Source organism: Dehalococcoidia bacterium (assembly GCA_030018455.1).
Taxonomy (GTDB): domain Bacteria; phylum Chloroflexota; class Dehalococcoidia; order DSTF01; family JALHUB01; genus JASEFU01.
In genome coordinates, this window is record JASEFU010000012.1 from 1 (window position 1) to 23,621 (window position 23,621).

A 23,621-nucleotide genomic window follows, 5' to 3' on the forward strand; every position below is an offset into this window, starting at 1 on the left:
CGCATTTACAACACCGTGCGCCCTCATCAGGCGCTGAACTACAAGACGCCATGGCTGGTAGTGTGTGAAGAACGACAACGGCGGACGGCATAGTGTCACCAATGTACTGAACGAGTACACTGTCTTGAGCTTAGCAGTTCAGAGTGCTAAAGTAATGTACCGTTGATGTACGAGAAACCGGCAGGAGCGGCCGCAGCGGCGCTAGGAAGGACCCTTTCGGAGACCCGCAGCGCCCGCGGCTTCACCCTCGACGACGTCGAGCGCGAGACGCGCATAGCCAAGCGGTACCTGGAGGCGCTGGAGCGGGAAGAGTTCCACGTACTGCCGGCGCCCGTCTACTGCCGCGCGTTCCTGCGCACTTACGCGCAATTCCTGGGGCTCGACCCGAAGCAGGTGCTTTCGCTCTACCCCGAAAAGGGAAAGGAGCCGGAGATGGCGCCGCTGCCCCAGGTGTCCAAGCCGCCTCCTCCAACTCTCTCGCTCAACTGGATTATCTCGGGCGGAGTCGTGCTCATCCTTCTGCTGGCAGGCGTCCTGCTCTATCAGTCGGGCTCCAGCGAGGGTGGTCCCGTGACCGCGCCAGGGGCGGCGAGCACCGTGGCCGCCGAACAGCAGGGCGCGGGAGCCGAGGAGCCGAACCCCGAAGCAGCCGCTCGCGCCTCTGCTTCCGCGGTTGAAGGAGAACCCGCGATCGATGAGGCGACGATGCCGGATGTCCGGGGATCCACCCTTCCCGACGGCCTGCGCGCCATTCCCAATGTGGGCATCGAGTGGGTGGTAATGTCGGTCTACAGCGACAGCGTGCCCGCCGGCGTCATAATCAGCCAGAGCCCTTCTCCAGACAGTGAGGTGAGCGCGGGCGCTGTCGTGACGCTAACCGTCAGCCGCGGCAGTTCCTGACTCCCGGCCCTCGATGCAGCCCGCCTGAAAACGCCAACCACACGGATCTGCCTTGCGCTATCATCTCGTCACCCTGGGCTGCCCTAAGAATGCCGTCGACTCGCGCCGGCTGGAGTGGCTGCTGGGTGAGCGCGGCGCCCAGTCTTCGCCCCTGAAGACGGCCGATTTCATCATCGTCAACACGTGCGGGTTTATAGACGCGGCGAAAGAGGAGTCGATAAACGCCGTCCTCCGTCTGGCGATGAACAAGCGGCCGGGGCAGAAGCTCCTGGTCGCGGGCTGCCTGACGGAGCTCTACGCGGCGCAACTGGCGGAGGAGATCCCCGAGATCGACCACCTGTTTGGAGTCGAGGCGTGGGATGCCATCCTGCGGCTCATCGACGGAGCGGACGCGGGGGAGAAGGCGAAGGACGGACCGAAAAGGCGCGAACCCGCCGCTGCCGCGCCCAGCGCCTACCTCAAGATCGCGGACGGCTGCAACGCCCGCTGCAGCTTCTGCGTGATCCCCCGCATCAAGGGCCGCCTTCACAGCACCCCGCCCGCGGAAGTTGTCGCCGAGGCGCGCCGCCTGGCCTCGGAGGGCGTGCGGGAGCTTGTGCTCGTCGCCCAGGACACGACCGCCTACGGACGCGACCTCGGCATGCGCGACGGCCTCCCCGCGCTCGTCGAGCGGCTGGCGGCGGATGTGCCCGAAGCTGCCTGGATACGGATCATGTACGCTTACCCCGGCCACATCACCCAGCGGTTGCTGCGGGTTATGGCGGCAACGCCGCAGGTCTGCCACTACCTCGACGTGCCGCTGCAGCACATAAGCGCGGATGTTCTTCGCCGGATGCGCCGCCCTCACGATGCGCTGGAGACCCGCCGCATGCTGGAGCGGGTGCGCGGCGCGCTGCCCGACGCGGCCCTTCGCACCACGTTCCTTGTCGGCTTCCCGGGCGAGACGGAGCGCGACTTCGGGGAGCTGCTCGATTTCGTGCGCGAGGTGAAGTTCGAGCATGTGGGAGCGTTCACGTTCTCCCCGCAGGAGGGCACAGAGGCGGCGCGGCTGCCTGATCAGGTCCCCGAGAGGGTGAAGCGGCGGCGCTACCGGGAGCTGATGGAGACGGCGCGGCGCATTTCTCTGGGACGGAACCGCGAGTGGCTGGGCCGCGAGATGGTGGTGCTGGTAGAATCGGGTTCCGCGAAGTCGAAGTCAGGCGAGCGGGTGTTCGCCGGCCGCTCATACCGCGACGCCCCGGAGATCGACGGGCTGACGCTCTGCACCGGTGAGGCGACGCCGGGGGAGATGCTCACCGTCCGCATCAAGCGCGCTCTCCCCTACGACCTGCTGGCGGAGCGCGTCGACGCGCCGTCTCCCGGCTAGAGCGCCTCCACGAGCTCGATCTGCGCGTCGAGCATCTCCGCGTCGAGGCGGCTGTGGCGCACGAAGCCCACCACCTTCTCCAGGGTCTCGCTGACGTGCCGGCTGCTGTTCGACACGCAGGTCAGCCCCAGAGAAGCTATCTGCCAGCTATCCTGGTGGTCGATCTCGGCGATGGAGACGTTGTAGCGGTTGCGGACGCGGGTTATCAGCGACTTGATTACCTGTCGCTTTCCTTTCAACGAGGCGTTTTCCGGCAAACGAAGCACAATACGGCACGCTCCGATGGTCATTCCCCCTGTCCCCCCTCCGATAAGTCATCCGGCAGCGGCGGCATGTCCTCGCGGCGCTCGAGCCCGAAGTGCTCCAGGAAGCGCACGGTGACGCCGAGAAGCACCGGCCGGCCCGGCGTGGCTGCCCTGCCGACCTCCTGGATGAGGTTGCGCGCCAGAAGCGTGGCGACCGCGCCGTCGGAGTTTACGCCCCGTATCGCTTCGATGCCGGCTCGCGTAATCGGCTGCTTGTACGCGATGATGGCCAGGGTCTCGAGGGCGGCGGTGGAGAGCCGCTGGTTGTGGTCCATGTTCAGAAAGCTCTCGACGTAGCGCGCCGCCTCGGGCGCCGTCACCATCTGCACCAGGTCGCCCTCGCGCTGAATGCGGACGCCCCGCTGCCGGCACTCCTCCGCCAGCTCCTCGACCGCCTTCTCGACCTCGCCCACCGGCCAGTGGATGCTCCTCGCGAGGACGGCAAGCTCCACCGGCTCCTGGGCCACGAAGAGTATGCTCTCGAGGACCGGCTTTATCCTTTCAACCGGAGGTCGTCGTATCCGTGGCATCGTTCCTGGCGGACAGTCAGCAGGAGTACTTCTTCCGCCCTCCTGCTAACCTTCCCTTTTCTCCTCTTCTGCCTCTCCCTCGGGTCCTTTTTCAGCGGAAGCGGCGATGCCGGTCTCCGGCTGGGGAGCCGGAGGCGGCGGAGCGAATTCGAGGCCCGGCGGCGGCTCGACGTAAGTGATGTGGATGCGCGGCGGCCGCGAAAGCCTCACTTTCATCGTCGCCAGGGCGTCGCGTGTCAGGCCCGATGCCTGATCGGCGATGGCGGCGATATCGTGCTCGGGGCTTACCTGCAAGTGAAGGGCGACCGCGACGGCCTTGCCCTGCGAGGACACCCTCGCCCGCGAGCTCGTCACACCGCCGACGCCTCCTGTAAGCTGCTCCAGACGGCGGCCGATGGCGTCGGTGGAGAGAAACGCCTTCCCTCCTTCGACCTCTCCGATTTCGACCATCCGCGACGGCCCCGGTGACAGCTCGAGAAGAAGAACGATGAGCGCGATAACGCCGATGATGGCGCCGCCCAGCGTCAGCACGAGTCTCGCCGTGTTGTTTTCATGGGCATCGACGTATTCGACGAGATCGCCCATGCGGTCGACGGCGTCGCCGCTGAACCCCCAGGCGAGCACTATCACGGCAACGACGGCGACGATAAGGGCAAGGGAGCCAAGGACAACAATGAGGCGGTTGAAAGCGTTCATCTCGTCCTCCTAGTCGATCAGTTCTCCCCGCAGGGCGCCGTCCTCGCGATGCAGGAGCCTCGTCATGGTCAGCGTGTTCTCCAGCGGGCTATCGCTGGGAGCGAGCACCCTCGCGTAGTTGCCGGTCAACCCCTCCCAGAGTCCGCCGTTCTGCTTCTCCCACAGCACAAGCGACGTCGTCCCTGCGAGACGCTCCAGGAAGCGCGCGTGCAGCCGCTCCGCCAGCGCCAGCAGGCGTGCCACGCGTTCACGTTTCACCGCCTCAGGCACAGGGTCAGGCATCCCGGCCGCCAGCGTGCCGGGCCGGCGCGAAAAGGGGAAAACGTGAACACCGGAAAGCTCCGTCTCTTCGCAGAGACGGCAGGTCGCCTCGAAGTCGGCCTCCGTCTCGCCCGGGAAGCCGGCGATGACGTCGGTGGTGACGGCGGCGTCGGGAAGCGCCTCGCGGATGTCGCGGACGACTCGCCGGAAGTCGTCCGACGTGTAGCGGCGGCGCATTCGCCCCAAGACGGCGTCGCTGCCGCTCTGCAGGGGGATGTGGAAATGACGGCAGAGGCGGGGGTCGTCCCACAGCCGCAGCAGCGCGGGCGAGAAGTCAGGCGGTTGCAGCGACGAGACGCGGATGCGACGGATCGGCGTCTCGCGCAAAACGGCGGAGACGAGCGCGTGGAGGCTGTCGCCGGTGTCACTGCGGTACGCGCCCAGTTGCGTGCCCGTCAGCACAACCTCGGTCGTGCCCGCTTCGGCGCGGGCGCGCACCTCCCGCAGCACCTCTTCGCGCGGAACGCTCCGTTCCGGGCCGCGGGTGCGCGGCACGATGCAGAACGAGCAGACCTGGCTGCAACCTTCCTGGACCTTGACGAAGGAGCGGGTGCGCAGCGGGCAGGCGGAACAGGAGCGTTCGTGCGCTGTTGGGGCGAGGCCGCCTTCCATGAGCAACGCGGCGGCCCTGCGCTTGTCCCTGCCAGCGAGCGCGAAATCGGCGCCGGCGTCCCGCATCACCTGCGCCCCTTCTGCCTCGACGGCGCAACCGGCCGCGATGATCTTCGCTTCGGGCGACAGGCGGCGCGCCAGGCGCACGTAGTGTCGCGACTTGCGGGAAGCGACGTGGGTGACGGCGCAGGTGTTGATGACGAAGGCGTCAGCGGGGGCGGCGCGGTCGGTCAATTGCCAGCCGGCGGCGGCCAGGTCGCGCGCAATCGCTTCCGACTCGGCCTGGTTGAGCTTGCAGCCCAGGGTCAGCACGGCGGCGCGTTTGGGGGCGGACAGCGAGAATCGCTTCACTGCGAGCTTCGGCCTTCGCTGGAATCGCCTTCATCATACCCTAAGGATCAGGTATGTCAAATTGCGATCAGCCGTGAGAGGGGCCGCCTCTAGCTGCAGTGGGTGAAGCCGCAGATGGGGCACCGGATGCAGCCCTCGCCGTGAACCAGCGGGCCGCCGCAATCGGGGCAGCGATGGGAACTGATCCTTCTCCTTGACACGGCGCGCCTCCTTTCTAGAGCATCTGTTCTATTTACTACTCGCAACAGTAACAGAACAGGCGTTCGTTGTCAAGAGAGGACCGTTTTGCCGCTCGGAGGCGGATCAGGCGGAGGCTATTCCGAGGAGAGCCACTGGAGGAGCTGCTGCATCTTCTCCAGCAGCCACTGCACCCGCTGCTGGTCGGTCAGCAGCAGCACGGCGACAACGAGGACGGCGATACCGAGTTCGGGCACGGCGCTCCTTCCCGATAACGAGATATCAGCACTATAGCATCCCGTCTGCCGCTGTCAACCGGCGCCCGGCCGCTTGCCGCCTCGCGCCCGCCGCCCCTATCATGGCCGTGCCGGACCAAAGGCGACGATGCGTTTCTTGATAAGTCCCCAGGAGTTCAAGGGCAGCCTCTCCGCCGAAGAGGCGGCGCAGGCCATCGCACGGGGCCTGCGGCGCGCCTGGCCCGAGGCCGAGCTGGACGTCGCGGCCATGGCCGACGGCGGCCCGGGCACCGTCGCCGCCGTACTGTCGGCGGGCGGCGGCCAGGCGCAGAAGACGGTGGTGAGCGACCCTCTCGGCAGGCCCGTAGAGGCCGTCTGGGCGCTCCTCGACGACGGCCCGGCTGCGGTCATCGAGATGGCGGCGGCGTCAGGGCTTGTCCTGCTCTGCCCCGAAGAGCTGGACCCGCGCCGCACGACCACCTACGGGACCGGCGAGCTGATCGGGGCGGCGCTGGACGCCGGCTGCCGCAGGCTGACGGTGGGCGTGGGCGGCAGCGCCACGAACGACGGCGGCGGCGGCATGGCGCAGGCGCTGGGCGCCCGCCTCCTCGATGAGCAGGAGCGCGACCTCCCGCCCGGCGGCGCAGCCCTTGCCCGCCTGCACCGCATCGACCCCTCCGGCCTCGATGCGCGCCTAGCGGATGTCCGCGTGCAGGTGGCTACCGACGTGACGAACCCCCTGTGCGGCGACCTCGGCGCTTCGCGAGTGTACGGGCCGCAGAAAGGGGCGACGCCGGAGGCAGTGGAGGAGCTGGAAGCGGCGCTTTGCCGCTATGCCGAAATCGTGCGCCGCGACCTGGGAGTCGATATCGCCGACGCGCCGGGCGCCGGCGCCGCGGGAGGGCTCGGCGGCGGGCTCATCGCTTTCCTGAAGGCGGAGGTACGTCCGGGGGGCGAGCTTGTGGCCGAGGCGATAGGCCTGAGGGAGCGAATGAAGCGGGCAGACGTTGTGCTCACGGGCGAAGGGCGCCTGGACAGGCAGACGGGTTTCGGGAAGACGGTGGCCACCGTCGCGCGCATGGCGAAGGAGGAGAAGCGGCCGGTGATAGCGCTCGTGGGCGGCATCGAGGAGGACAGCGCCGCGACAGAAGATATCGACGCGGTGCTGTCGATTATTTCGCGGCCGATGACGCTCGCCGAAGCGATGACAGAAGCGGCCGGTCTGCTCGAGGACGCGGCCGCGCGGGCGGCGGCGCTCGCGCGCGGCGGGTATTTCCCGCGCCGTTAGGGCGCCCCCGCTTCCGGCGCCCTGCTCCGCGTCGGGAAGTTCAGCAGCACAAGGATCAGGAACGCCACCGCTACCGCCACCGGGATCACCACCTCTTCCAGGTCGAACGTACCCGCCGCCAGGTGGAATACGGCGGTGGCTATCGCGACCAGTTGCTGGATCACAGCGACCCAGAGAATGCCGCGATAGCGGAACGGGTCCCGCGCGGCGTAAAGGTAAAGGATGGCAGGCACGATGAGCGCTCCGCTGAGGGCCCTGGCGGCGAGCACGCCCTGCAGATCACCGTCGATCTCGAAGACAAAGGTGTCGGCCAGCAGTTGGATCACGAACCCCAGCGCATCCCACGCGGCGAGCAGTACCAGGATGATTTGAAGTCGGCGAGTTGGAGTGGACCTTCCCTGTTGCTCCAATTACTTTTCCTCCCTTCTTCTTCAGTATACCCGCCCCGGCAAGGACATGAGGGGAAACTCGCGCCCGCCTTCCTGGGGAGTAGATGGCTAGCCCATGCCCAGCTCCTCGACCGCCTGCTCGGACATTCCGAAGAAGTGCGCGATTTCGTGGAGGACCGTCTTCCGCACCTCTGCCATCAGCTCTGTCTCGTCGGGGAAGTCGGCCTCCAGGGGCTCCTTGAAGATGGTTATCCTGTCGGGGGGCACGAGGGTGTAGTTGCCCCCGCGCTCCGTGAGGGGGACGCCGTCGTACATGCCGTAGAGCCGCTCGCCGCGCTTGATGCCGTGGAGGCGCAGGTCGCGCCGGTCGGGACGCCGCCGTATGACCACGTCGACGTTCGTCAGGTGCTCTCGAAACGGAGGGGGGATATCGGAGAGAGCCTTAAATACAAGCCGGGCAAAACGGCGGGACGTCAATTTCGTCTACCTGCGGAGGCGAGGCCGGGATGAGCGGCCCGGAGAAGAGCCGCTACCCCCTCTTCGGCTGGTCCTGGCTCTGACACTCCCACAGCGCCTGATATCCCTTCCCGCGAATCGCCGCCTGGACTTCCGCTCGCTCCAGGTAGAGGAGCTCGCGCAGCACTTCGTCGCACTGCTTGCCGATGCCGGGATGTCCGGTGTCGATCAGCCGCTGGACGACCGCGGGCCAGATACGGTGGGTGACGAGGCTATCGATGTGCTTTGGCCACCAGATGGCGCAGATCTTCTCAGGGACGCGAAAGCGGGGCCGCAACTGCTTGAGGCGCTGAAACCCTTCCTCTGCCGACTTCACATGCGGCACGACTTTGACCATGGGGCCGTCGACGGCGCTGCAGCGGGTATCGATCACGAGGTGCTGGCTCATTACGACGAAGCGGAAGGCGATTATCTCGGCCGACGCTATCGTCTGCAGTATCTCTTCGACGTTGAGCTCGTAATCGTTGTCCATTATCTCCAGGCGCGCGTCTCAACCGGCCGGAGCGACAACAGGCGCTCCAGGAAGGATTGCCCCTTGCCATAATGCTAGCACCAGCTTCCCTTACGCTCAAGGTTCGAATCTACCGCGCAGAGATAACGGGTCGCCCTCCGCCACCCGCGCGCCGGGCGGTTGACAGCAAATGGCAAGTTCCTTGAAGATGACTCCAGTGTGCCGGATACCCGCTCGGTCCTTCGCTGGATGGGATGTTGGCGTGTGTGGTAAGAACGGGAGCACACGATTCCTGCTCCCCCTGATGCTGGCCCTGGCCGCCGCCCTGCTGCTGAGCTGCGGCGGCGGCGGCGACGATTCCGCCGCGACGCCCTCGGTATTGCCCCGAGACCTGAACATCGGCGCTCCCCGTTCGTTCGAGCTGGGGGTCGGCGCCTTCCCCAGTGAGCCGACGCGCCAGGGCTACGAGAAGGCCTTTGTCTTCGCGGCGGAGGCAGGCGAGCTGGTGCTGATCCAGCGGGCGCCGCCCTGGAAGGAGTTCCTGCCCGGCGGCGCGCTCTCCGATGACACGCGCCAGACGACAGCGGAGGAAAAGCGCCTGACGGACGAAAACGGCCTGTCGCTGCTCTACGCCATAGACCCCACCGATCCCGCAGACCGCAGCCGGTTGCAGGGGCTGCCCGAAGGCATCAAGGACAGGACCTTCGCCAACAAGGACGTAAGAAAGGCGTTCGTCAATTACGCCAAGTACGTCGCCCTGAACTATCACCCCAAGCTCCTCGCCCTCGGCGTCGAAGTCAACATGTACTATCACCGCCAGCCCGACGACTTCGACAACTTCCTCAGCCTGTACGCTGAGGCCTACGACGCAGTCAAGAGCGTTTCGCCGGACACGCTGGTCTTCCCCATCTTCCAACTGGAGGAGATGTACGGCCTGATCGGCTCGGAGAAGGAACTGAGCAGAGAGTGGACGCTGCTGCGCCGGTTCGAGCCCAGGCTCGACGTTGCCGCCTTCAGCACCTATCCAAGTTTCGTGTTTGAGAACGTGGACAGCATGCCCGACGACTACTGGAAGAAGATAGCCGAGCACACCAGCCGGCCGATCGCCATCGCCAGCGCCGGCTATTCCTCGGAGACCGGGCGCGAAGGGCTAAGCACGGGCTCGGAGGCCGACCAGGCGGCGTTCGTGCAGCGACTGCTCAGCGAAGCAGAGGCGCTGAAGATGCCCTTCGTTGTCTGGCTGACCGGGCACGATCCCGCCCTGCCTGCCGAGGCCCCGTTCGATCTCTACAATCACATGGGGCTTTGCCGCAGTGACGCGAGCTACAAGCCGGCATGGTACCTGTGGCTGGAGCAGGCCATGCGCCCCCTCGATGACGACCTGAAGGCGGCAGGAGAGTAGACGCCTACCCGTAAACGAGGTCGCGGTCGAGGAGCGCGCGCGACACGATTACGCGGTGTATCTGGCTCGTCCCCTCGACGATCATGAGCTGCCGGGCATCCCGGTAGTGCCGCTCCAATGGATGGTCGCGCATGTACCCCTGCGCCCCCAGCACCTGCAACGCGTCTGAAGAGACGCGAACGGCCGCCTCGCTGGCGAAAGCCTTGGCGATGGACAGGAAGTGCGCGTCCTCCTTCTTGAACCGCCCCTGGTCGACCAGCCACGCCGCCTGATAGGTGAGGAGACGCGCCGCCTCGATCTGGATCGCCATCTCGGCGAACATGAACTGGATCGCCTGCAAATCGACGATCGGCCCGCCGAACGCCTCCCTCTGGCGCGCGAATTCGAGCGCGTACGAGAGCGCGCCCTCGGCAAGCCCCAGCCCGCGCGCGGCCACGATAGGGCGGATGCTGTTCAGCGTGTACATGGCAGTGCGGAACCCGCCCCCAAGCTGATAGGCGGCGGGTATGCGGCAGTCCTGGAAGCACAGGAGGGCGGTGGCGATGCCCCGCACACCCATCTTCTCGTCGAGGCGCGTGACGGAGAAGCCGGGCGTCGTCGTCGGAACGATGAAGCCGGAGACGCCGCGGGAGCCAAGAGAGGGATCGGTCTTGGCGAATATGGAGACGTAGTCGGCGACAGCGCCGCCGGAGATGAACGCCTTCTCACCGTTTATCACGAAGTCATCGCCATCGCGCACGGCCCTCGCCTGGATGGCGGCAGCGTCGGAGCCCGCGTTGGGCTCGGTCAGGCCGAAGGCGGCTTTCATCGAGCCGTCGGCTATGGGCGGGAGGAACTGCCGCTTCTGCTCTTCCGTCCCGCCGATGACGATGGGCTGCGTGGGCAGCGCGCTGAGGAGAAGCATGAGGCCGGAAGAGCAGCAGTACTTTGCCACCTCTTCGACGGCGAGGGCGAGGGCGAGGAAGCCGGCGCCGCTGCCGCCATACTGCGTCGGGATGGTGAGGCCGAACAGGCCGGCCTCCCGGAAGACAGCAAAGATATCGTGCGGGTACTGCTCTGTCCTGTCGACCTCAGCGGCGCGCGGCGCCACGCATTCTCTGGCGATGCGCTGCGCCGTAGCCCGGATCAGGTTGTGCTCTTCCGACAACTGAAAGTCCATCTGTCGCTCCTTAGCGGTGAATGGTCGAGGGCGCCGCCCCGGGGCCACTGCTTCGGAAAGAAAGCTGTGCAATTCGGCTTGACGCTGAAGGGCGCCGGTTCCTAAAATAGACTAACAAGCGAATAGAGTAAACGCTCTTATCAAGAGTGGTGGAGGGCCCGGCCCGACGAAGCCCGGCAACCGGTCCGTAGGAGGTGCCCGCGGATACGGTGCCAAGTCCGACCCTGCCGGCGGCGGGGAAAGATGAGAGTTGGTTTCGCAGAACTTCTCACACCACGAGAAGTTTTTTGTTGCCCGCCCGCAGGAGAAAGCGCAGCCTTGGAAGCCATAGCCTGGAGCGAGGGAAAAGTCGTCCTGCTCGACCAGTCGCGCCTTCCGTTTGAGGAGACATACATCGAGATCGAAGACCACGAGGCGATGGCGCAGGCGATCCGCCAGATGCGGGTGCGCGGCGCCCCCGCCCTGGGGATCGCCGCTGCCTACGGCGTCGCGCTCGCCGCCCGTTCCGCCGTCTCACAGGGCAGAGCGCCGCTCGCCGCTGCCGAAGAAGCGGCCGCCGTGCTCGACTCGACGCGGCCGACGGCGCGCAACCTCCGCTGGGCAATCGAACGCGTGCTGGATGCCGTCCGGGCCGCGCCCGATGATGCCATTCCCGCGGCAGCGCTGGCGCAGGCCCGCCGCATCCACGAGGAGGAGCGCGAGGCCAACCGCGAAATCGGGCGGCTGGGCGCCGCGCTCATCTCCGACGGCGCACACGTGCTCACCCACTGCAACGCCGGCGCGCTCGCCACGGCGGGCTACGGTACGGCGCTGGGCGTCCTGCGGACGGCTTGGGAGCAGGGGAAGCGCCTCCACGTCTTCGTCGACGAGACGAGGCCGCTGTTGCAGGGCGCGCGTCTGACTGCGTGGGAGCTACGGCAGTGGAGGATACCGTTCACCCTTATCGTCGACGCCGCGGCCGGCTCCCTGATGAGACGGGGCGCCGTCTCGTGCATCGTCGTGGGCGCGGACCGCATCGCCGCCAACGGCGACGTGGCGAACAAGGTCGGAACCTACCCCCTGGCCGTCCTGGCGAAGGAGAACGGCGTCCCCTTCTACGTGGCAGCGCCGTCGGGCACGATAGACCTCGCGCTCCCGCAAGGCGATGAGATACCGATCGAGGAGCGGGCGCCGGAAGAGGTGACGAGCGTCGCCGACCGGCGGATCGCCCCGGAGGGCGTCGAAGCGTTCAACCCCGCATTCGACGTGACTCCTCACCGCTACGTCTCCGCGATCATCACCGAGCGCGGCATCGTCCGCGAGCCGTACGACGAAGGGCTGGCGCGGCTGTTAGCGGTGAGAGCCGCGACGAAAGGTTAAAGAGGCATTGATTGGTTTCAGCGATTTCCTGAACGCCGACCCGACCGACTGGCTCCTCGAGGAGGAGAACCCCTCGGTGCGCTACCTCACGCTCCGCACCATCGTCGAAATGCCGGAAGACCACCGCGCAGTGCAGCAGGCGAGGCGCGAGATAATGGAACGCGGGCCGGTGCCGGCCATTCTCCAGGCGCAGCATCCGGAAGGGTACTGGCTCAAGCCCGGGGCGGGCTACAGCCCCAAGTACAGGGCCACGATCTGGCAGATCAAGTTCCTCGCCCAGCTCGCCGCCGATGGCTCCGACCCGCGAGTGGCGAAAGGATGCGAGTACGTCCTGGGCCACAGCCGCGCCCGCAACGGCGCCTTCTCGATAACCGGCGTCCCAAGCGCCGCCATCGATTGCCTCAACGGCAACCTCATCCACGCCTTCATCTCCCTCGGTTACGGGCGCGACGAGAGGGTGCAGGAGGCGGTCCATCAGCTCTGCGCGTCGATTTCCGAGAAGCACTTCCAGTGCGCCGCCAACGCGAAGCTTCCCTGCGGCTGGGGCGCCGTCAAAGCTCTGCTTGCCTTTACCGCCATTCCGCCGGAAGAACGGAACAGCGAAGTGAAGGCGGCAATAGAAGAGGGCGCCGACTTCCTGTTGAGCCGCAATCCGGCCGTCGCCGACTACCCCTGCTGGGAGCGCGTGAGTTCGACCTGGCAGAAGTTCGGCTTCCCGCTCAGCTACAGCAGCAACGTCCTCGAAGCGCTGTGGGTGCTGGCGGAACTCGGCCACGGCAACTCGCCCGTGCTCGGCGACGCGCTGAAACTCGTGCTCTCAAAGCAGGACGCACACGGCCGCTGGAAGATGGAGAGCAGCCTCAACGGCAAGATGTGGGCCGACATCGAGGCGAAGGGCAAGCCCAGCAAGTGGGTCACCCTCCAGGCGATGCAGATGCTGAAACGCGTTTACGGGGGCTATTGATGGCCGAGGCGGAAGTGGCCGTAATCGGCGGCAGCGGTTTCTACCAGATGAAAGGACTGAGCGACCGCGAGGAGCTGCGGCTCTCGACACCCTTCGGCGAGCCCAGCGACAGACTCGTCCTCGGCGTGCTCGCGGGGCGCCGCGTCGCTTTCCTGCCGCGGCACGGCGTCGGCCACCGGTTGCTCCCCTCGGAAGTGCCCTCCCGCGCCAACATCTACGCTCTGAAGACGCTGGGCGTGCAGCGGATCATCTCCATCAACGCCGTCGGCAGCCTCCGCGAGGAGATCGCTCCCCGCCATCTCGCCGTTCCCCACCAGCTCATCGACAGGACGCGCGGCCGGGCCGGCACGTTCTTCGGGCGGGGCATTGCCGCCCACGTATCGTTCGCCGAGCCCTTCTGCCCCGACCTCAGCGCCGCCCTCGTCGGCGCCGCGAACGAGGCGGGGGCCACCGTACACGACGGCGGGACAATGGTGGTCATCGAGGGGCCGCAGTTCTCCACAAGGGCGGAGTCCGAGCTGTACCGTTCGTGGGGAGCGGGCCTCATCGGTATGACAGGCGTGCCGGAGGCGAAGCTGGCGCGGGAAGCCGAGATCTGCTACGCCAGCCTCTCCTGCGTCACCGACTACGACGTCTGGCGAGAGTCATCGGACTCCGTGACCGCCGAGATGATACTGGAGAACCTGTCGGAGAACGTGCAGACCGCGCAGCAGGTAGTGGCCCTGGCCGTCGAGAAGCTGCCCGCCAAGCGCGACTGCCTCTGCGCAAACGCTCTTAGCGACGCCCTCGTGACCCCGGCCGATCTCGTGCCGGAGCAGGTCAAACGCGATCTGGCGCCCATCATAGGAAGGTACATGCCCGCGCGGTCGGGCAGGGGCGCCGATGGTTAGAGTGAAGCTTTTCCGAGGGGCCGCCGTTGCGCAAGAGAAGACCGTCTACGTCGTCCGGCGCCTAGAGGAGCGCGACGAGATACGGCGCCGGCTGGAAGAAGAGCGGATCTACGCCGCCTATGCCCTGGCGCAGCTCGAGGCGGGGGCGTTCGAGAGATCGGAGTGGTGGCTCTCGCGGGGCGACGGCGGAGAGGCGCTGCTCATGCACTCGAAGGCGGGCCTGGGGAACGCGCTCGTCGCGCTCGGCGATGCGCCCGCCCTGGCGGCGGCGCTCAGCCTGCACCCCGGCCCACAGAACACCTTCGCCACCTTCCGACTCGAGCATCTCGACGTCATGCGGCGCTGTTTCATCCTGGCGCAGTCTGAGCCGATGGCCCGCATGGTCGTCACTCGCGACGCCTTCGAAGCGGCGCCCACGCTGGAGGCGGAAGCCGACGGCGCGCTCGTCGTGCGGCGCCTCGACGAACGCGACATCGGCCGCGTGAACCGGCTCTACCGCAGCGAGGGGAGCCACATGGAGTACCGGGCCCATCATCTGCGAGGAAACGTCTACTTCGGCCTCTTCGAGGACGGGCGGCTGGTGTCGGTGGCCGGCACGCACTCCATCGCGCGGGAGAGCGGCATCGCTGTGGTGGGCAACGTCTTCACCCATCCGCTCTATCGCGACCGCCACTACGGCCTGCGCGTTACCAGCGCCGTCACCGAAGCGCTTCTCGAGACGTGCCCTGAAGTAGCGCTCACGGTGCATCCGGAGAACGCGCCCGCCGTGCGCGCGTACGCAAGGCTGGGCTACCAGCAGGACTGTGAGATGATCGAGGCGGGCGCTTCGCGGAAGGACATACTCGGTCTGGGAAGCCTCTTCCGGCGGCTGCTGGCGCGGCGTCGGGGTCGGGGCCCGGGCGAAGAGATCGTGATTTCGAGTTAACGGAAGACATTTCTAGCAAGGAGAGCGGCGGCAGAGCATGACTGAACAATCGGGAACTCCCCATCACGTGAGGGACCTGGCGCTGGCCGAAGAGGGCGTGCGCCGCATCGAGTGGGCGGCGCGCGAGATGCCTGTGATTGGCCTTATCCGCAAGCGGTTCGCGCGGGAGAAGCCGCTGCGCGAGGTGCGCCTCTCCGCCTGCCTGCACGTTACCACCGAGACCGCGAACCTGATGCTCGCCCTGCGCGACGGCGGGGCGCAGCTCGCGCTGTGCGCCAGCAACCCCCTCAGCACTCAGGACGACGTCGCGGCAGCGCTGGCGCAGGAGTACGGGGTCCCCACGTTCGCCATCAAAGGCGAAGACGACAAGACGTACTACCGTCACATCCACCAGGCGCTGGAGCACGGCCCCAACATCACGATGGACGACGGCGCCGACCTGGTGGCGACCATCCACAAGGAGCGCCGCGACCTCATCCCCGGCGTCCTCGGCGGCACCGAGGAGACGACGACAGGCGTGATACGCCTCCACAGCATGGCCCGCGACGGCGCCCTTGCCTACCCGATAATCGCCGTCAACGAGGCCGACACCAAGCACCTGTTCGACAACCGCTACGGCACCGGCCAGAGCACCGTCGACGGCATCACCCGCGCGACGAACGTTCTGTGGGCGGGGAAGACGGTGGTTATCGCCGGGTATGGCTGGTGCGGCCGCGGCGTGGCCATGCGCGCGCACGGCATGGGGGCGCAGGTTATCGTGACGGAGGTCAAGCCGGTGCGCGCTCTGGAGGCGGTGATGGACGGCTTCCGCGTTATGCCCATGGCAGAGGCCGCCCCCATCGGCGACATCTTCGTGACGCTTACCGGCGACATCAACGTCATCGACCGCGCCCACATGGAGTCGATGAAGGACGGGGCGATCGTCTGCAACTCCGGCCACTTCGACGTCGAGATCAACCTGAAAGCGCTGGAAGACCTGTCGGAGGGACGGCGGCAGATACGCCCGTTCGTCGAGGAGTTCCGTCTCGGCAGCGGCAAGCGCATCTTCCTGCTCGGAGAAGGCAGGCTCATCAACCTGGCGGCGGCGGAAGGCCACCCCGCGAGCGTGATGGACATGAGCTTCGCCAACCAGGCGCTCTGCGCCGAATTCCTGGCGCGGAGCGAGCAGCGGCTCCCCGTCGCCGTGCACGCCGTGCCGCGCGAAATCGACGAGGAAATCGCCCGGCTGAAGCTGGAGTCGATGGGCATTTCCATCGACACGCTGACGCCGGAACAGGAAGCATACCTGAGCAGTTGGGAGCTCGGCACGTGACATCATTCAACGTCCGGCTTTTGAGGAGGGAGACATGTCTACAACTTTCATGACGTCGCCGTCGCTGGTGCTGACTTCGGAATCCGTGACCGAGGGCCACCCCGACAAGCTGTGCGACCAGATATCGGACGCCATTCTCGACGCGATTATCGCCCAGGATCCTTTGGCGCGCGTCGCCTGCGAGGCGGCGGCGACGACCGGCCTCGTCTTCGTGACGGGCGAGATCACGACGAGCTGCTACGTCGAGATCCCCGAGATCGTCAGGCAGACCATTCACGACATCGGCTACACGCGGGCGAAGTACGGCTTCGACTACGAGACGTGCGGCGTCATCGTCTCCATCAAGGAGCAGTCGAAGGACATCGCGATGGGCGTGGAGCACTCGCTGGAGTACCGCGAGCACCTATCGGACGACGAAGAGATGGAGCGGGGCGCCGGCGACCAGGGAATGATGGTCGGCTTCGCCTGCACGGAGACGCCGGAGCTCATGCCGTTGCCGATATCGCTCGCGCACAGGCTCTGCCGGCGGCTGGCGCAGGTGCGCAAGGACGGAACGCTCGGCTATCTGCGGCCGGACGGCAAGTCGCAGGTGACGGTCGAGTACGCGTACGGCGTGCCGAAGCGGGTCGACGCGGTGGTGATCGCGGCGCAGCACGACAAGGTGGTGAAGCAGGAGGTGCTGCGCAAGGAGATCATGGAGCTTGTGATCCGCAAGGTCATCCCGCCGGAGATGCTCGACGAGCACACGAAGTACTTCATCAACGCGACGGGCCGCTTTGAGATCGGCGGGCCGATGGGCGACGCCGGGCTGACGGGGCGCAAGATCATCGTCGACACATACGGCGGGATCGCGCGGCACGGCGGCGGCTGCTTCTCGGGCAAGGACCCGACGAAGGTCGACCGCTCGGGGGCGTATGCGGCGCGCTACGTGGCGAAGAACCTGGTCGCCGCGGGCCTGGCCGACCGGCTGGAGCTGCACGTATCGTACGCCATCGGCGTGGCGCGGCCCACGTCGCTTTCCGTCGAGGCGTTCGGGACGAATCGGGTGCCGGAGGAGCGGATACTGGAGCTGGTGCGGGAGCACTTCGACCTGCGTCCGGAGGCGATAATCCGCGGGCTGCGGCTGCGGCGTCCGATATACAAGGCGACGGCGGCGTACGGGGCGTTCGGCCGGGAGGACATCGACGCGCCATGGGAGGCGACGGACAAGGCGGAGCTATTGCGTCGGGAGGCGGGCCTCCCCGTCGCCCGCGAGAGCTAGCCCGGGTTCGTAGGGCCGGCATCTTGCCCGCCGATGTGCCTGTCAACGGATACGGGAACAGATAAACGGACGGCGCACGCGCCGCCCTCGAATCGGGGGTCCAGGGGGCAGAGCCCCCTGACGGGGGTTTCAGGGGGTGTCCCCCTGAAATCGATTCCTATATAACAGACCTGGGTGGGTGGGTGGGAAAGGCGAGCGCACGCTTGCGGTGACACCGGGCTGCGGCCGCGCGCCACGGGAAAGCGAAAGAGCGAGGGAGCCTTTGTTTGCGCTGGTGCTGGCGGGCGGTAAGGGGGAGCGGGACATTTGCAGCACCCCGGCCTGAAGGCCGGGGCATCGGATCGTAAACTCACAGGGCGGGCATCCTGCCCGCCGGCGGCCAGATAGGGCGGCGGGTCGGGTACCGAGCCCCGACCCTGCCGAGATGAGGGAAGAGAGCGAGGGAGCCTTTGTTTGCGTTGGTGCTGGCGGGCGGTAAGGGGGAGCGGCTGAGGCCGCTCACTTCCGACCGCCCGAAACCGATGGTCCCCGTCGCCGGACGCCCCATCCTCGAACACCACCTGGCGTGGCTGCGCGAGAACGGCGTCACCGACGTCGTGCTGCTGTGCGGCTACCGCCACGAGGCCATCGAGTCGCATTTCGGCGACGGCGCCCGCTTCGGGCTGCGCGTCCGCTACTCGGTGGAGGACGAGCCGCTGGGCCGCGGCGGCGCGTTCAAGCTGGGCTGGCGTCAAGTGCCGGAGAGCGAACGCGTCGTCATCGGCACTAACGGCGACAACATGGTCGAGCAGCCGCTGGCGCCGCTCCTCCGGCAGCACGAGCGCACGGGCGCGACGGCGACGGTGATGCTGGCGCCTCTGCGCAGCCCCTTCGGCGTCGTGCGACTGCGCGGCAGCCGCATCCTCGGGTTCGACGAGAAGCCGCTGCTGCCCTACTGGGTGAACGCGGGGGTGTACGCGCTGGGGCGCGAGTTCTTCTCGATGCTGCCGGACGTGGGCGACCACGAGACGACGGTGTTCCCGGCGCTGGCGTCGGAACGGCGGCTGTACGGGTTCAAGAGCCGGGCGTACTGGAAGCCCATCGATACGTTGAAGGACGTGCGGGAGGCCGAGGAGCACTTGCACGGCATGGCGGGCAAGATGCCCGCCCTATGAGGAGCGTTGAAGGACGTGCGGGAGGCGGAAGAGCATGTGGAGGAGCGGGGGTGACCCTCGCGCCCCCAGGGCCGCGCGAAGATGCGTGGTTCTTCCCGCCTGCCTGCCGGCAGGCAGGCCCACCCGCCCTAGATAAGTCAATAAACCCAAGGGGACACCCCTTGAACCCCGCCAGAGGGGACACCCCTCTGGACTCCCCGATAGTTCGGGAGCGAGGACCTGGGGACGAGTGCCGGACATTAAGGACTAGCGCACACCCCTGTGAGCCGGCAGGCGGGCCCTGAACCCTTGGCAAAGGGGCTCTGCCCCTCTGCACTCCCCGTTCAGACAAGGGGTTGCGTGTGGAGAGCGTGATTAAGTTCGGGACGGATGGGTGGCGCGCCGTTATCGGCGAGGACTTCACGTTCGATAACGTGCGGGCGTGCGCGCAAAGCGTGGCGCTCTTCCTCAAAGAGAGCGGCCTCGCCCGGCGGGGCCTCGTCGTCGGTTACGATACGCGCTTTGCCTCCGAGGACTTCGCGGCCGCCGTCGCCGAAGTCGTCGCCGCCAACGATATCAAGGTCTATCTGTGCGACCGCGCCTGCCCGACGCCGACCGTCTCCTACGCCATCCTCGACAAGGGCGCGGGCGGAGCGGTCGTCGTTACGGCGAGCCACAATCCCTGGCGCTGGAACGGCTTCAAGTACAAGCCGGAGTACGCGGGGAGCGCCTCGCCGGAGGTCATCCAGCGGCTGGAGGCGCCCTTGCCGCGCATCCTGGCGTCGGGCCCGCCGCCACGCATCGGGCTCGACGAAGCGGAGCGCCGCGGGCTGCTCGAACGCTTCGACCCGCGGCCGCCGTACCTCGCGCAACTGGCGCGCCTGGTCGACCTCGGATCGCTGCGGGCATCCGAGCTGAAGGTTGTCGCCGACCCCATGTACGGCGCCGGCATGGGCTACCTGCGCGCGTTGCTCTCGAGCGGGCGGCTCAGGGCGCGCGAGCTGCACGACGAGCGCAACCCGTTGTTCCCCGGCCTTCACTCGCCGGAACCCATCGGGCGCAACCTGGGGGAACTGTCGGCGGCCGTGCGCGACGAGAAGGCGGACGTCGGCCTGGCGTTGGACGGCGACGCCGACCGCGTGGGGGTCGTCGACGAGAATGGGCGTTACGTCGACCAGTTGCAGGTGTTCGGGCTGCTGGCGTACTACCTGCTGGAGGTGCGGGGCGAGCGCGGCCCGATCGTAAAGTCGCTGACGACGACGCGCATGGTGCAGCGGCTGGGCGAACTGTACGGCGTGCCCGTCTACGAGACGGCCGTCGGGTTCAAGTACCTGGGGCCCCGCATGATCGAGACGGGCGCGCTCATCGGCGGCGAAGAGAGCGGCGGCTACGGCTTTCGCGGCCACCTGCCGGAGCGCGACGGCGTAGTGGCGGGCCTGTACTTTCTTGATTTCATGGCGCGAACAGGAAAGCGGCCGTCGGAGCTGCTGGCGGAGCTGTACGAGCGCGTGGGGCCGCATCACTACGACCGCATCGACGTCCACATGCGGCCGGAGGAGCGCGACGACGTCCTGCGCCGCGTCGACGAGAGCCGGCCGCGCGAGCTGGCGGGCGTCGCCGTCGTCGAGCGCGACACGATAGACGGCTACCGCTTCGATCTCGAGAACGGCGGCTGGCTGCTCATACGCTTCTCGGGCACGGAGCCGCTCATCCGCATCTATACGGAGGTGCCGGATCCGGCGCTGGTGCCGCGCATGCTGGCGGCGGGCCGCGAGCTGGCGGGACTGCCGGCGGCAAAGGAGGGCTAACCATGCACGCGCTCGACGACCCGGAAACATACGCGCGCCTGGACCCCGACGACCTGCGGGGCCGCATCGCCGGGCTGCCGCAGCAGTGCCGCGACGCGTGGTCGCGGGCGAGGGCGTTCCCCTTCCCGCCGCGGTTTGCGGAAGCGGAGCGCATTGTCGTGCTCGGCATGGGCGGCTCGGCGATAGCGGGCGACATCCTGCGCTCGCTGGCGTCGCGGTCGTCGCGCAAGCCGGTGCTTGTGCATCGCGGCTACGACCTTCCGCCGCTGGCGGACGACGAACGGGCGCTGGTCGTCGCATCGAGCAAGAGCGGCGACACGGAGGAGGTGTTGTCGTCGTTCGGGCGGGCGCTGGAGACGCCGTCCCAGAAGCTGGTGATGACGACGGGCGGCCGTCTGCTCGACATCGCGCGCGAGCGGGGGATCGCGGCGTACACGTTCGAGTACGCGGGCGAGCCGCGTTCGGCGCTGGGGCACAGCCTGATGCCGCTCCTTGTCCTCGGCGAGCTGGCCGGCGTGTTGCCGTCGCAGAAGGAAGCGGTCGCCGAGTCGATAGCGCTCATGGAGGAGATGCGCGGCGAGATCGGCGTCGACGTGCCGTTCGAGCGAAACGAGGCGAAGCAACTGGCGTCGCGGCTGACGGGGAAGCTGCCGGTGGTCTACGGAGGGGAATGGCTGGCGGAAGCGGCGCACCGCTGGAAGACGCAACTCAACGAGAACGGGAAGGTGTGGGCCTTCTACGAGGAGCTATCGGAGGCGAACCACAACGCTATCGAGGGTTACGGGCTGCCGCGCGAAGTGTCGGAGAAGGCGCATGTGGTCTTCCTGTACCATCCGAAGCTCAACCCACGCATCATCCTGCGGATCAACGGCACGCATGACGCGCTGGCGGCTGCCGGCGTGAGCGACGACAAGGTGATCGTGCGCGGCGACAGCGAGCTTGCGCGGGTGCTGACGGCGATCTTCTTCGGCGACCACGCGAGCTACTACGTGGCGATGTTGAATGGGGTGCGTCCCTCGCCCGTGACGTCGATACAGCACCTTAAGGGCTGGCTGGCGGAGAAGTAGCTACGCTTGGCGTTGCGTACCAAACGGTCTGTTGGCACGCAGCACGAAGCGTCGCAATTGAGGGTAGCCGCTGCCGCTGCTCGTAACATTAGCGTCCATCTTCCCACCCTCCCGCCCACAAGCGTTATTTGGGTTTCAGGGGGACACCCCCTCCTGTGGCGGGCAGGCCTGAAAACCCCCGCTTGCCGGCAGGCAGGCCCGCCAGAGGGCTCCGCCCTCTGGGCTCCCTTACCGCGCCGGGCAAGATGCCCGGCCTATGGAATCGGTTGAACGGGAAGCCCCAAGGGCATTAGCGCTTGGTGTACTGAGGGGCCTTGCGGGCGCGCTTCAGACCGTACTTCTTGCGCTCCTTTACGCGCGGATCGCGGGTCAGGAGGCCGTGGGCGCGCAGCGGCTTCTTCAGGTTCTCGTCCGCTTCGACGAGGGCGCGCGCGATGCCGTGCGCGATGGCGCCGGCCCAGCCGCTAATGCCGCCGCCTTCCACCTTCACCTGGGCGTTGAACTTGCCCTCACTCTCGGTCACCTGCAGCGGCCGCAGCACCTGTATCTGATGCGCGGGACGGACGAACACCTCTTCCAGCGGCTTCCCGTTGATGATCACCGTGCCCGCGCCCGGATAGAGGCGCACGCGCGCCACGGCGCTCTTCCTTCGTCCTGTCCCGGAGTGGTACTGCTGGTTCAAGGCTGATTCTCCTCTTGTGCTGTCTGCTCCGGCAGCTCGCCTTCTTCAGTCACGGCGGCCTGCGCGGTGGCCTCCTTTTCGATGTCAGCCGTCTCCGGCGTTTGTTCTGCTTCTGCAACGCCTGTCTCTGTCTCCGCCGTCTGCTCCCCTTCCGTCACGGCCGTCGGAGGCGCCTGTTCCTCTACGGCGGCCTTCTCCGGCTCGGCAGAGGGCGCCTTCGCTTTCGCTTCCGACGGAGCGACCGCGGCCGGCGGCGCGCCCCTCTTCCCCGCGCGGACCTGCGCCTCGTGCGGGTGTTCGGGGCCGGCGTAGACCTTCAGATGGCGCCGCAGCTTCGCGCCCAGCCGGTTGTGCGGCAACATGCCCCGAACGGCGTTCTCGATGACGCGGGTCGGGCGGGTGGCCATCATCTTTTCAAGCGTCGTCTCTTTGAGCCCGCCCGGGTACATCGAGTGGCGGTAGTAGATCTTCTCGCGCATCTTGTTCTTGCCGGTGATGCGCACGCGGGCGGCGTTCACGACGACAACGAAGTCACGCATGTCGAGGTGAGGCGTGAAGTTGGGCCGGTGCTTGCCCCGCAGCAGCGACGCCACGCGCGCCGCCACGCGCCCGAGCGACTGGTCGGCGGCGTCCACCACGTGCCACTGAGGGACGATCTCTTTCGCCTTAACGCTGTATGTCTTCATTCTCTGTCTCATCGCTTATTCTCACGTCGCGGTATGTGACGCGCGCCAGATACAGCCCGTGCGCCGGCGCCGCCGGCCCGGCCTTGCCCGACTCCGGCCGTCGCAGCATCGCCTCGAAGTCGTCCGGGGCCATGCGCCCGAGCCCGACCTCCACGAGGGCGCCCACCGTCCGGCGGACCTGATGCGGCAGAAAAGCGTCCGCCTCCATCGAGAAGACGACGATGTCGCCTTTCCGGCGCACCTCCGACCGGTAGACCGTGCGCACGGTGCCCCCTCGCGGGGACGACAGCCTGCCGGCGAACGACGCGAAGTCGTGCTTACCGGTGAGACAGCCTGCCGCGCGCGCCATCGACGCCGCGTCCAGCGCGTCCGCCACGTGCCACGCGCGATTGCGCAGCAGCGGCGAAGGCGCCGGGCCATTATAGACCAGATAGCGGTAGAGCCGCCTCCGCGCCTGCCGCCGTGGGTCGAAGCCGGGCGGCGCCTCCAGCGCCCGCTTAACGGCGATGTCGTCCGGCAGCCAGTGATTGAGGCCGCGACGGAAGACCTCCGTCTCGTGGCGCGCCGGAGTCAGGAATGATGCGACCTGCCCGCAGGCGTGGACGCCGGCGTCGGTGCGGCCCGCAAAGGCCACCCGATGCCTTTCTCCGGTCAGCTTGTAAAGCGCTTCTTCCAGCTCTTGCTGGACTGTCGGCGCGTTCTTTTGAATTTGCGATCCGCCGTAGCGGCTACCATCGTACTCCAGCAGAAGAGCGATGCGCCTCAGCCCCGTCTCTTCCTCTCGCCTGGCGCGCCGGCTGTTTTTTTTCCGCGCGCCGGCGGCAGGGCCCGGCAT

Annotated in this window: 23 protein-coding genes, 1 pseudogene and 1 riboswitch; of the genes and pseudogenes, 13 read left to right on the forward strand and 11 right to left on the reverse strand. The window is 67.2% G+C overall.

Annotated features, from left to right (window positions below; translation table 11 throughout):
• Positions 1–165: 165 nt before the first annotated feature.
• Entirely contained in the window at positions 166–900 is a 735-nt protein-coding gene (locus QME71_10745; GenBank protein MDI6858777.1) for a helix-turn-helix domain-containing protein, read from the forward strand.
• A 52-nt stretch (positions 901–952) separates the two neighbouring features.
• Positions 953–2,266 (forward strand): 30S ribosomal protein S12 methylthiotransferase RimO, encoded by a 1,314-nt coding sequence (gene rimO, locus QME71_10750; protein ID MDI6858778.1) that lies wholly within the window; start codon positions 953–955, stop codon positions 2,264–2,266.
• Here rimO and QME71_10755 read toward each other — a convergent pair.
• From QME71_10755 to mtaB, 4 genes are read right to left on the reverse strand one after another with little or no spacing between them, the layout of a single operon-like run.
• Positions 2,263–2,556, reverse strand: coding sequence for a DUF503 domain-containing protein (locus tag QME71_10755; GenBank protein ID MDI6858779.1), 294 nt, complete (start codon positions 2,554–2,556; stop codon positions 2,263–2,265). The two genes, rimO and QME71_10755, sit on opposite strands and share 4 nt — an antisense overlap.
• Entirely contained in the window at positions 2,553–3,101 is a 549-nt protein-coding gene (scpB, locus tag QME71_10760) for an SMC-Scp complex subunit ScpB (protein ID MDI6858780.1), read from the reverse strand. The genes QME71_10755 and scpB overlap by 4 nt, the downstream gene beginning before the upstream one ends.
• 45 nt (positions 3,102–3,146) lie before the next feature.
• Entirely contained in the window at positions 3,147–3,797 is a 651-nt protein-coding gene (locus QME71_10765) for a hypothetical protein (protein MDI6858781.1), read from the reverse strand.
• A gap of 9 nt (positions 3,798–3,806) precedes the next feature.
• Positions 3,807–5,081, reverse strand: coding sequence for a tRNA (N(6)-L-threonylcarbamoyladenosine(37)-C(2))-methylthiotransferase MtaB (gene mtaB, locus QME71_10770; GenBank protein ID MDI6858782.1), 1,275 nt, complete (start codon positions 5,079–5,081; stop codon positions 3,807–3,809).
• A 561-nt stretch (positions 5,082–5,642) separates the two neighbouring features.
• Here mtaB and QME71_10775 point away from each other — a divergent pair.
• Positions 5,643–6,782, forward strand: a complete 1,140-nt coding sequence (locus QME71_10775) for a glycerate kinase (protein MDI6858783.1) — start codon at positions 5,643–5,645, stop codon at positions 6,780–6,782.
• On the opposite strand, the gene QME71_10780 is transcribed toward QME71_10775, so the two are convergent.
• The 3 genes from QME71_10780 to QME71_10790 form a co-directional block, all read right to left on the reverse strand.
• Positions 6,779–7,192, reverse strand: a complete 414-nt coding sequence (locus tag QME71_10780) for a hypothetical protein (GenBank protein MDI6858784.1) — start codon at positions 7,190–7,192, stop codon at positions 6,779–6,781. The genes QME71_10775 and QME71_10780 overlap by 4 nt on opposite strands.
• A gap of 87 nt (positions 7,193–7,279) precedes the next feature.
• On the reverse strand, positions 7,280–7,648 hold the full coding sequence (locus QME71_10785) for a metallopeptidase family protein (GenBank protein ID MDI6858785.1): 369 nt from the start codon (positions 7,646–7,648) through the stop codon (positions 7,280–7,282).
• Between the two features lie 52 nt (positions 7,649–7,700).
• The gene (locus tag QME71_10790) at positions 7,701–8,159 is read right to left on the reverse strand and encodes a hypothetical protein (protein MDI6858786.1); all 459 of its coding nucleotides are present in this window, start codon (positions 8,157–8,159) and stop codon (positions 7,701–7,703) included.
• Positions 8,160–8,400: 241 nt separating this feature from the next.
• Between QME71_10790 and QME71_10795 the strand changes: the two genes are divergently transcribed.
• Entirely contained in the window at positions 8,401–9,540 is a 1,140-nt protein-coding gene (locus QME71_10795) for a hypothetical protein (GenBank protein MDI6858787.1), read from the forward strand.
• Between the two features lie 4 nt (positions 9,541–9,544).
• Here the strand turns inward: QME71_10795 and QME71_10800 are convergent, their stop codons facing one another.
• The gene (locus QME71_10800; GenBank protein ID MDI6858788.1) at positions 9,545–10,699 is read right to left on the reverse strand and encodes an acyl-CoA dehydrogenase family protein; all 1,155 of its coding nucleotides are present in this window, start codon (positions 10,697–10,699) and stop codon (positions 9,545–9,547) included.
• Positions 10,700–10,833: 134 nt separating this feature from the next.
• Positions 10,834–10,949: riboswitch (SAM riboswitch) on the forward strand.
• Positions 10,950–11,017: 68 nt separating this feature from the next.
• On the opposite strand from QME71_10800, the gene mtnA reads away from it, so the two are divergent.
• The 9 genes from mtnA (at position 11,018) to QME71_10845 (ending at position 21,418) form a co-directional block, all read left to right on the forward strand.
• The gene (gene mtnA / locus QME71_10805; GenBank protein ID MDI6858789.1) at positions 11,018–12,058 is read left to right on the forward strand and encodes an S-methyl-5-thioribose-1-phosphate isomerase; all 1,041 of its coding nucleotides are present in this window, start codon (positions 11,018–11,020) and stop codon (positions 12,056–12,058) included.
• A 7-nt stretch (positions 12,059–12,065) separates the two neighbouring features.
• On the forward strand, positions 12,066–13,022 hold the full coding sequence (locus QME71_10810; protein MDI6858790.1) for a nitrogen fixation protein NifH: 957 nt from the start codon (positions 12,066–12,068) through the stop codon (positions 13,020–13,022).
• The gene (gene mtnP, locus QME71_10815; protein ID MDI6858791.1) at positions 13,022–13,912 is read left to right on the forward strand and encodes an S-methyl-5'-thioadenosine phosphorylase; all 891 of its coding nucleotides are present in this window, start codon (positions 13,022–13,024) and stop codon (positions 13,910–13,912) included. The genes QME71_10810 and mtnP overlap by 1 nt, the downstream gene beginning before the upstream one ends.
• Positions 13,905–14,837, forward strand: coding sequence for a GNAT family N-acetyltransferase (locus QME71_10820; protein MDI6858792.1), 933 nt, complete (start codon positions 13,905–13,907; stop codon positions 14,835–14,837). The genes mtnP and QME71_10820 overlap by 8 nt, the downstream gene beginning before the upstream one ends.
• Before the next feature lie 37 nt (positions 14,838–14,874).
• Positions 14,875–16,149, forward strand: coding sequence for an adenosylhomocysteinase (gene ahcY / locus QME71_10825; protein MDI6858793.1), 1,275 nt, complete (start codon positions 14,875–14,877; stop codon positions 16,147–16,149).
• A gap of 34 nt (positions 16,150–16,183) precedes the next feature.
• The gene (metK, locus tag QME71_10830) at positions 16,184–17,410 is read left to right on the forward strand and encodes a methionine adenosyltransferase (protein MDI6858794.1); all 1,227 of its coding nucleotides are present in this window, start codon (positions 16,184–16,186) and stop codon (positions 17,408–17,410) included.
• Between the two features lie 449 nt (positions 17,411–17,859).
• Positions 17,860–18,564, forward strand: a complete 705-nt coding sequence (locus tag QME71_10835) for a nucleotidyltransferase family protein (protein MDI6858795.1) — start codon at positions 17,860–17,862, stop codon at positions 18,562–18,564.
• A 341-nt stretch (positions 18,565–18,905) separates the two neighbouring features.
• Positions 18,906–20,351 carry a phosphoglucomutase/phosphomannomutase family protein gene (locus QME71_10840; protein ID MDI6858796.1) on the forward strand — a complete coding sequence of 482 codons (1,446 nt, stop codon included), beginning with the start codon at positions 18,906–18,908 and terminating at the stop codon, positions 20,349–20,351.
• A gap of 2 nt (positions 20,352–20,353) precedes the next feature.
• Positions 20,354–21,418: a bifunctional phosphoglucose/phosphomannose isomerase gene (locus QME71_10845; GenBank protein MDI6858797.1), complete on the forward strand. Its 1,065-nt coding sequence runs from the start codon at positions 20,354–20,356 to the stop codon at positions 21,416–21,418.
• A gap of 289 nt (positions 21,419–21,707) precedes the next feature.
• Here the strand turns inward: QME71_10845 and rpsI are convergent, their stop codons facing one another.
• From rpsI to truA, 3 genes and pseudogenes are all read right to left on the reverse strand, one after another.
• Positions 21,708–22,100 carry a 30S ribosomal protein S9 gene (gene rpsI, locus QME71_10850; protein MDI6858798.1) on the reverse strand — a complete coding sequence of 131 codons (393 nt, stop codon included), beginning with the start codon at positions 22,098–22,100 and terminating at the stop codon, positions 21,708–21,710.
• A 278-nt stretch (positions 22,101–22,378) separates the two neighbouring features.
• Positions 22,379–22,786 (reverse strand): annotated as a pseudogene (rplM, locus tag QME71_10855) (50S ribosomal protein L13).
• On the reverse strand, positions 22,767–23,621 hold the full coding sequence (gene truA / locus QME71_10860; protein MDI6858799.1) for a tRNA pseudouridine(38-40) synthase TruA: 855 nt from the start codon (positions 23,619–23,621) through the stop codon (positions 22,767–22,769). Before truA ends, rplM begins: the two are co-directional and overlap by 20 nt.

Excerpts from the sequence above, each read along its gene's own strand:
- QME71_10820 (MDI6858792.1), top strand. The coding sequence starts at position 13,905 with ATGGTTAGAGTGAAGCTTTTCCGAGGGGCCGCCGTTGCGCAAGAGAAG.
- QME71_10765 (MDI6858781.1), bottom strand. The coding sequence starts at position 3,797 with ATGAACGCTTTCAACCGCCTCATTGTTGTCCTTGGCTCCCTTGCCCTT.
- ahcY (MDI6858793.1), top strand. The coding sequence starts at position 14,875 with ATGACTGAACAATCGGGAACTCCCCATCACGTGAGGGACCTGGCGCTG.
- QME71_10845 (MDI6858797.1), top strand. The coding sequence starts at position 20,354 with ATGCACGCGCTCGACGACCCGGAAACATACGCGCGCCTGGACCCCGAC.
- QME71_10775 (MDI6858783.1), top strand. The coding sequence starts at position 5,643 with ATGCGTTTCTTGATAAGTCCCCAGGAGTTCAAGGGCAGCCTCTCCGCC.
- scpB (MDI6858780.1), bottom strand. The coding sequence starts at position 3,101 with ATGCCACGGATACGACGACCTCCGGTTGAAAGGATAAAGCCGGTCCTC.
- QME71_10745 (MDI6858777.1), top strand. The coding sequence starts at position 166 with ATGTACGAGAAACCGGCAGGAGCGGCCGCAGCGGCGCTAGGAAGGACC.
- mtnP (MDI6858791.1), top strand. The coding sequence starts at position 13,022 with ATGGCCGAGGCGGAAGTGGCCGTAATCGGCGGCAGCGGTTTCTACCAG.
- metK (MDI6858794.1), top strand. The coding sequence starts at position 16,184 with ATGTCTACAACTTTCATGACGTCGCCGTCGCTGGTGCTGACTTCGGAA.
- QME71_10755 (MDI6858779.1), bottom strand. The coding sequence starts at position 2,556 with ATGACCATCGGAGCGTGCCGTATTGTGCTTCGTTTGCCGGAAAACGCC.
- QME71_10790 (MDI6858786.1), bottom strand. The coding sequence starts at position 8,159 with ATGGACAACGATTACGAGCTCAACGTCGAAGAGATACTGCAGACGATA.
- truA (MDI6858799.1), bottom strand. The coding sequence starts at position 23,621 with ATGCCGGGCCCTGCCGCCGGCGCGCGGAAAAAAAACAGCCGGCGCGCC.
- QME71_10800 (MDI6858788.1), bottom strand. The coding sequence starts at position 10,699 with ATGGACTTTCAGTTGTCGGAAGAGCACAACCTGATCCGGGCTACGGCG.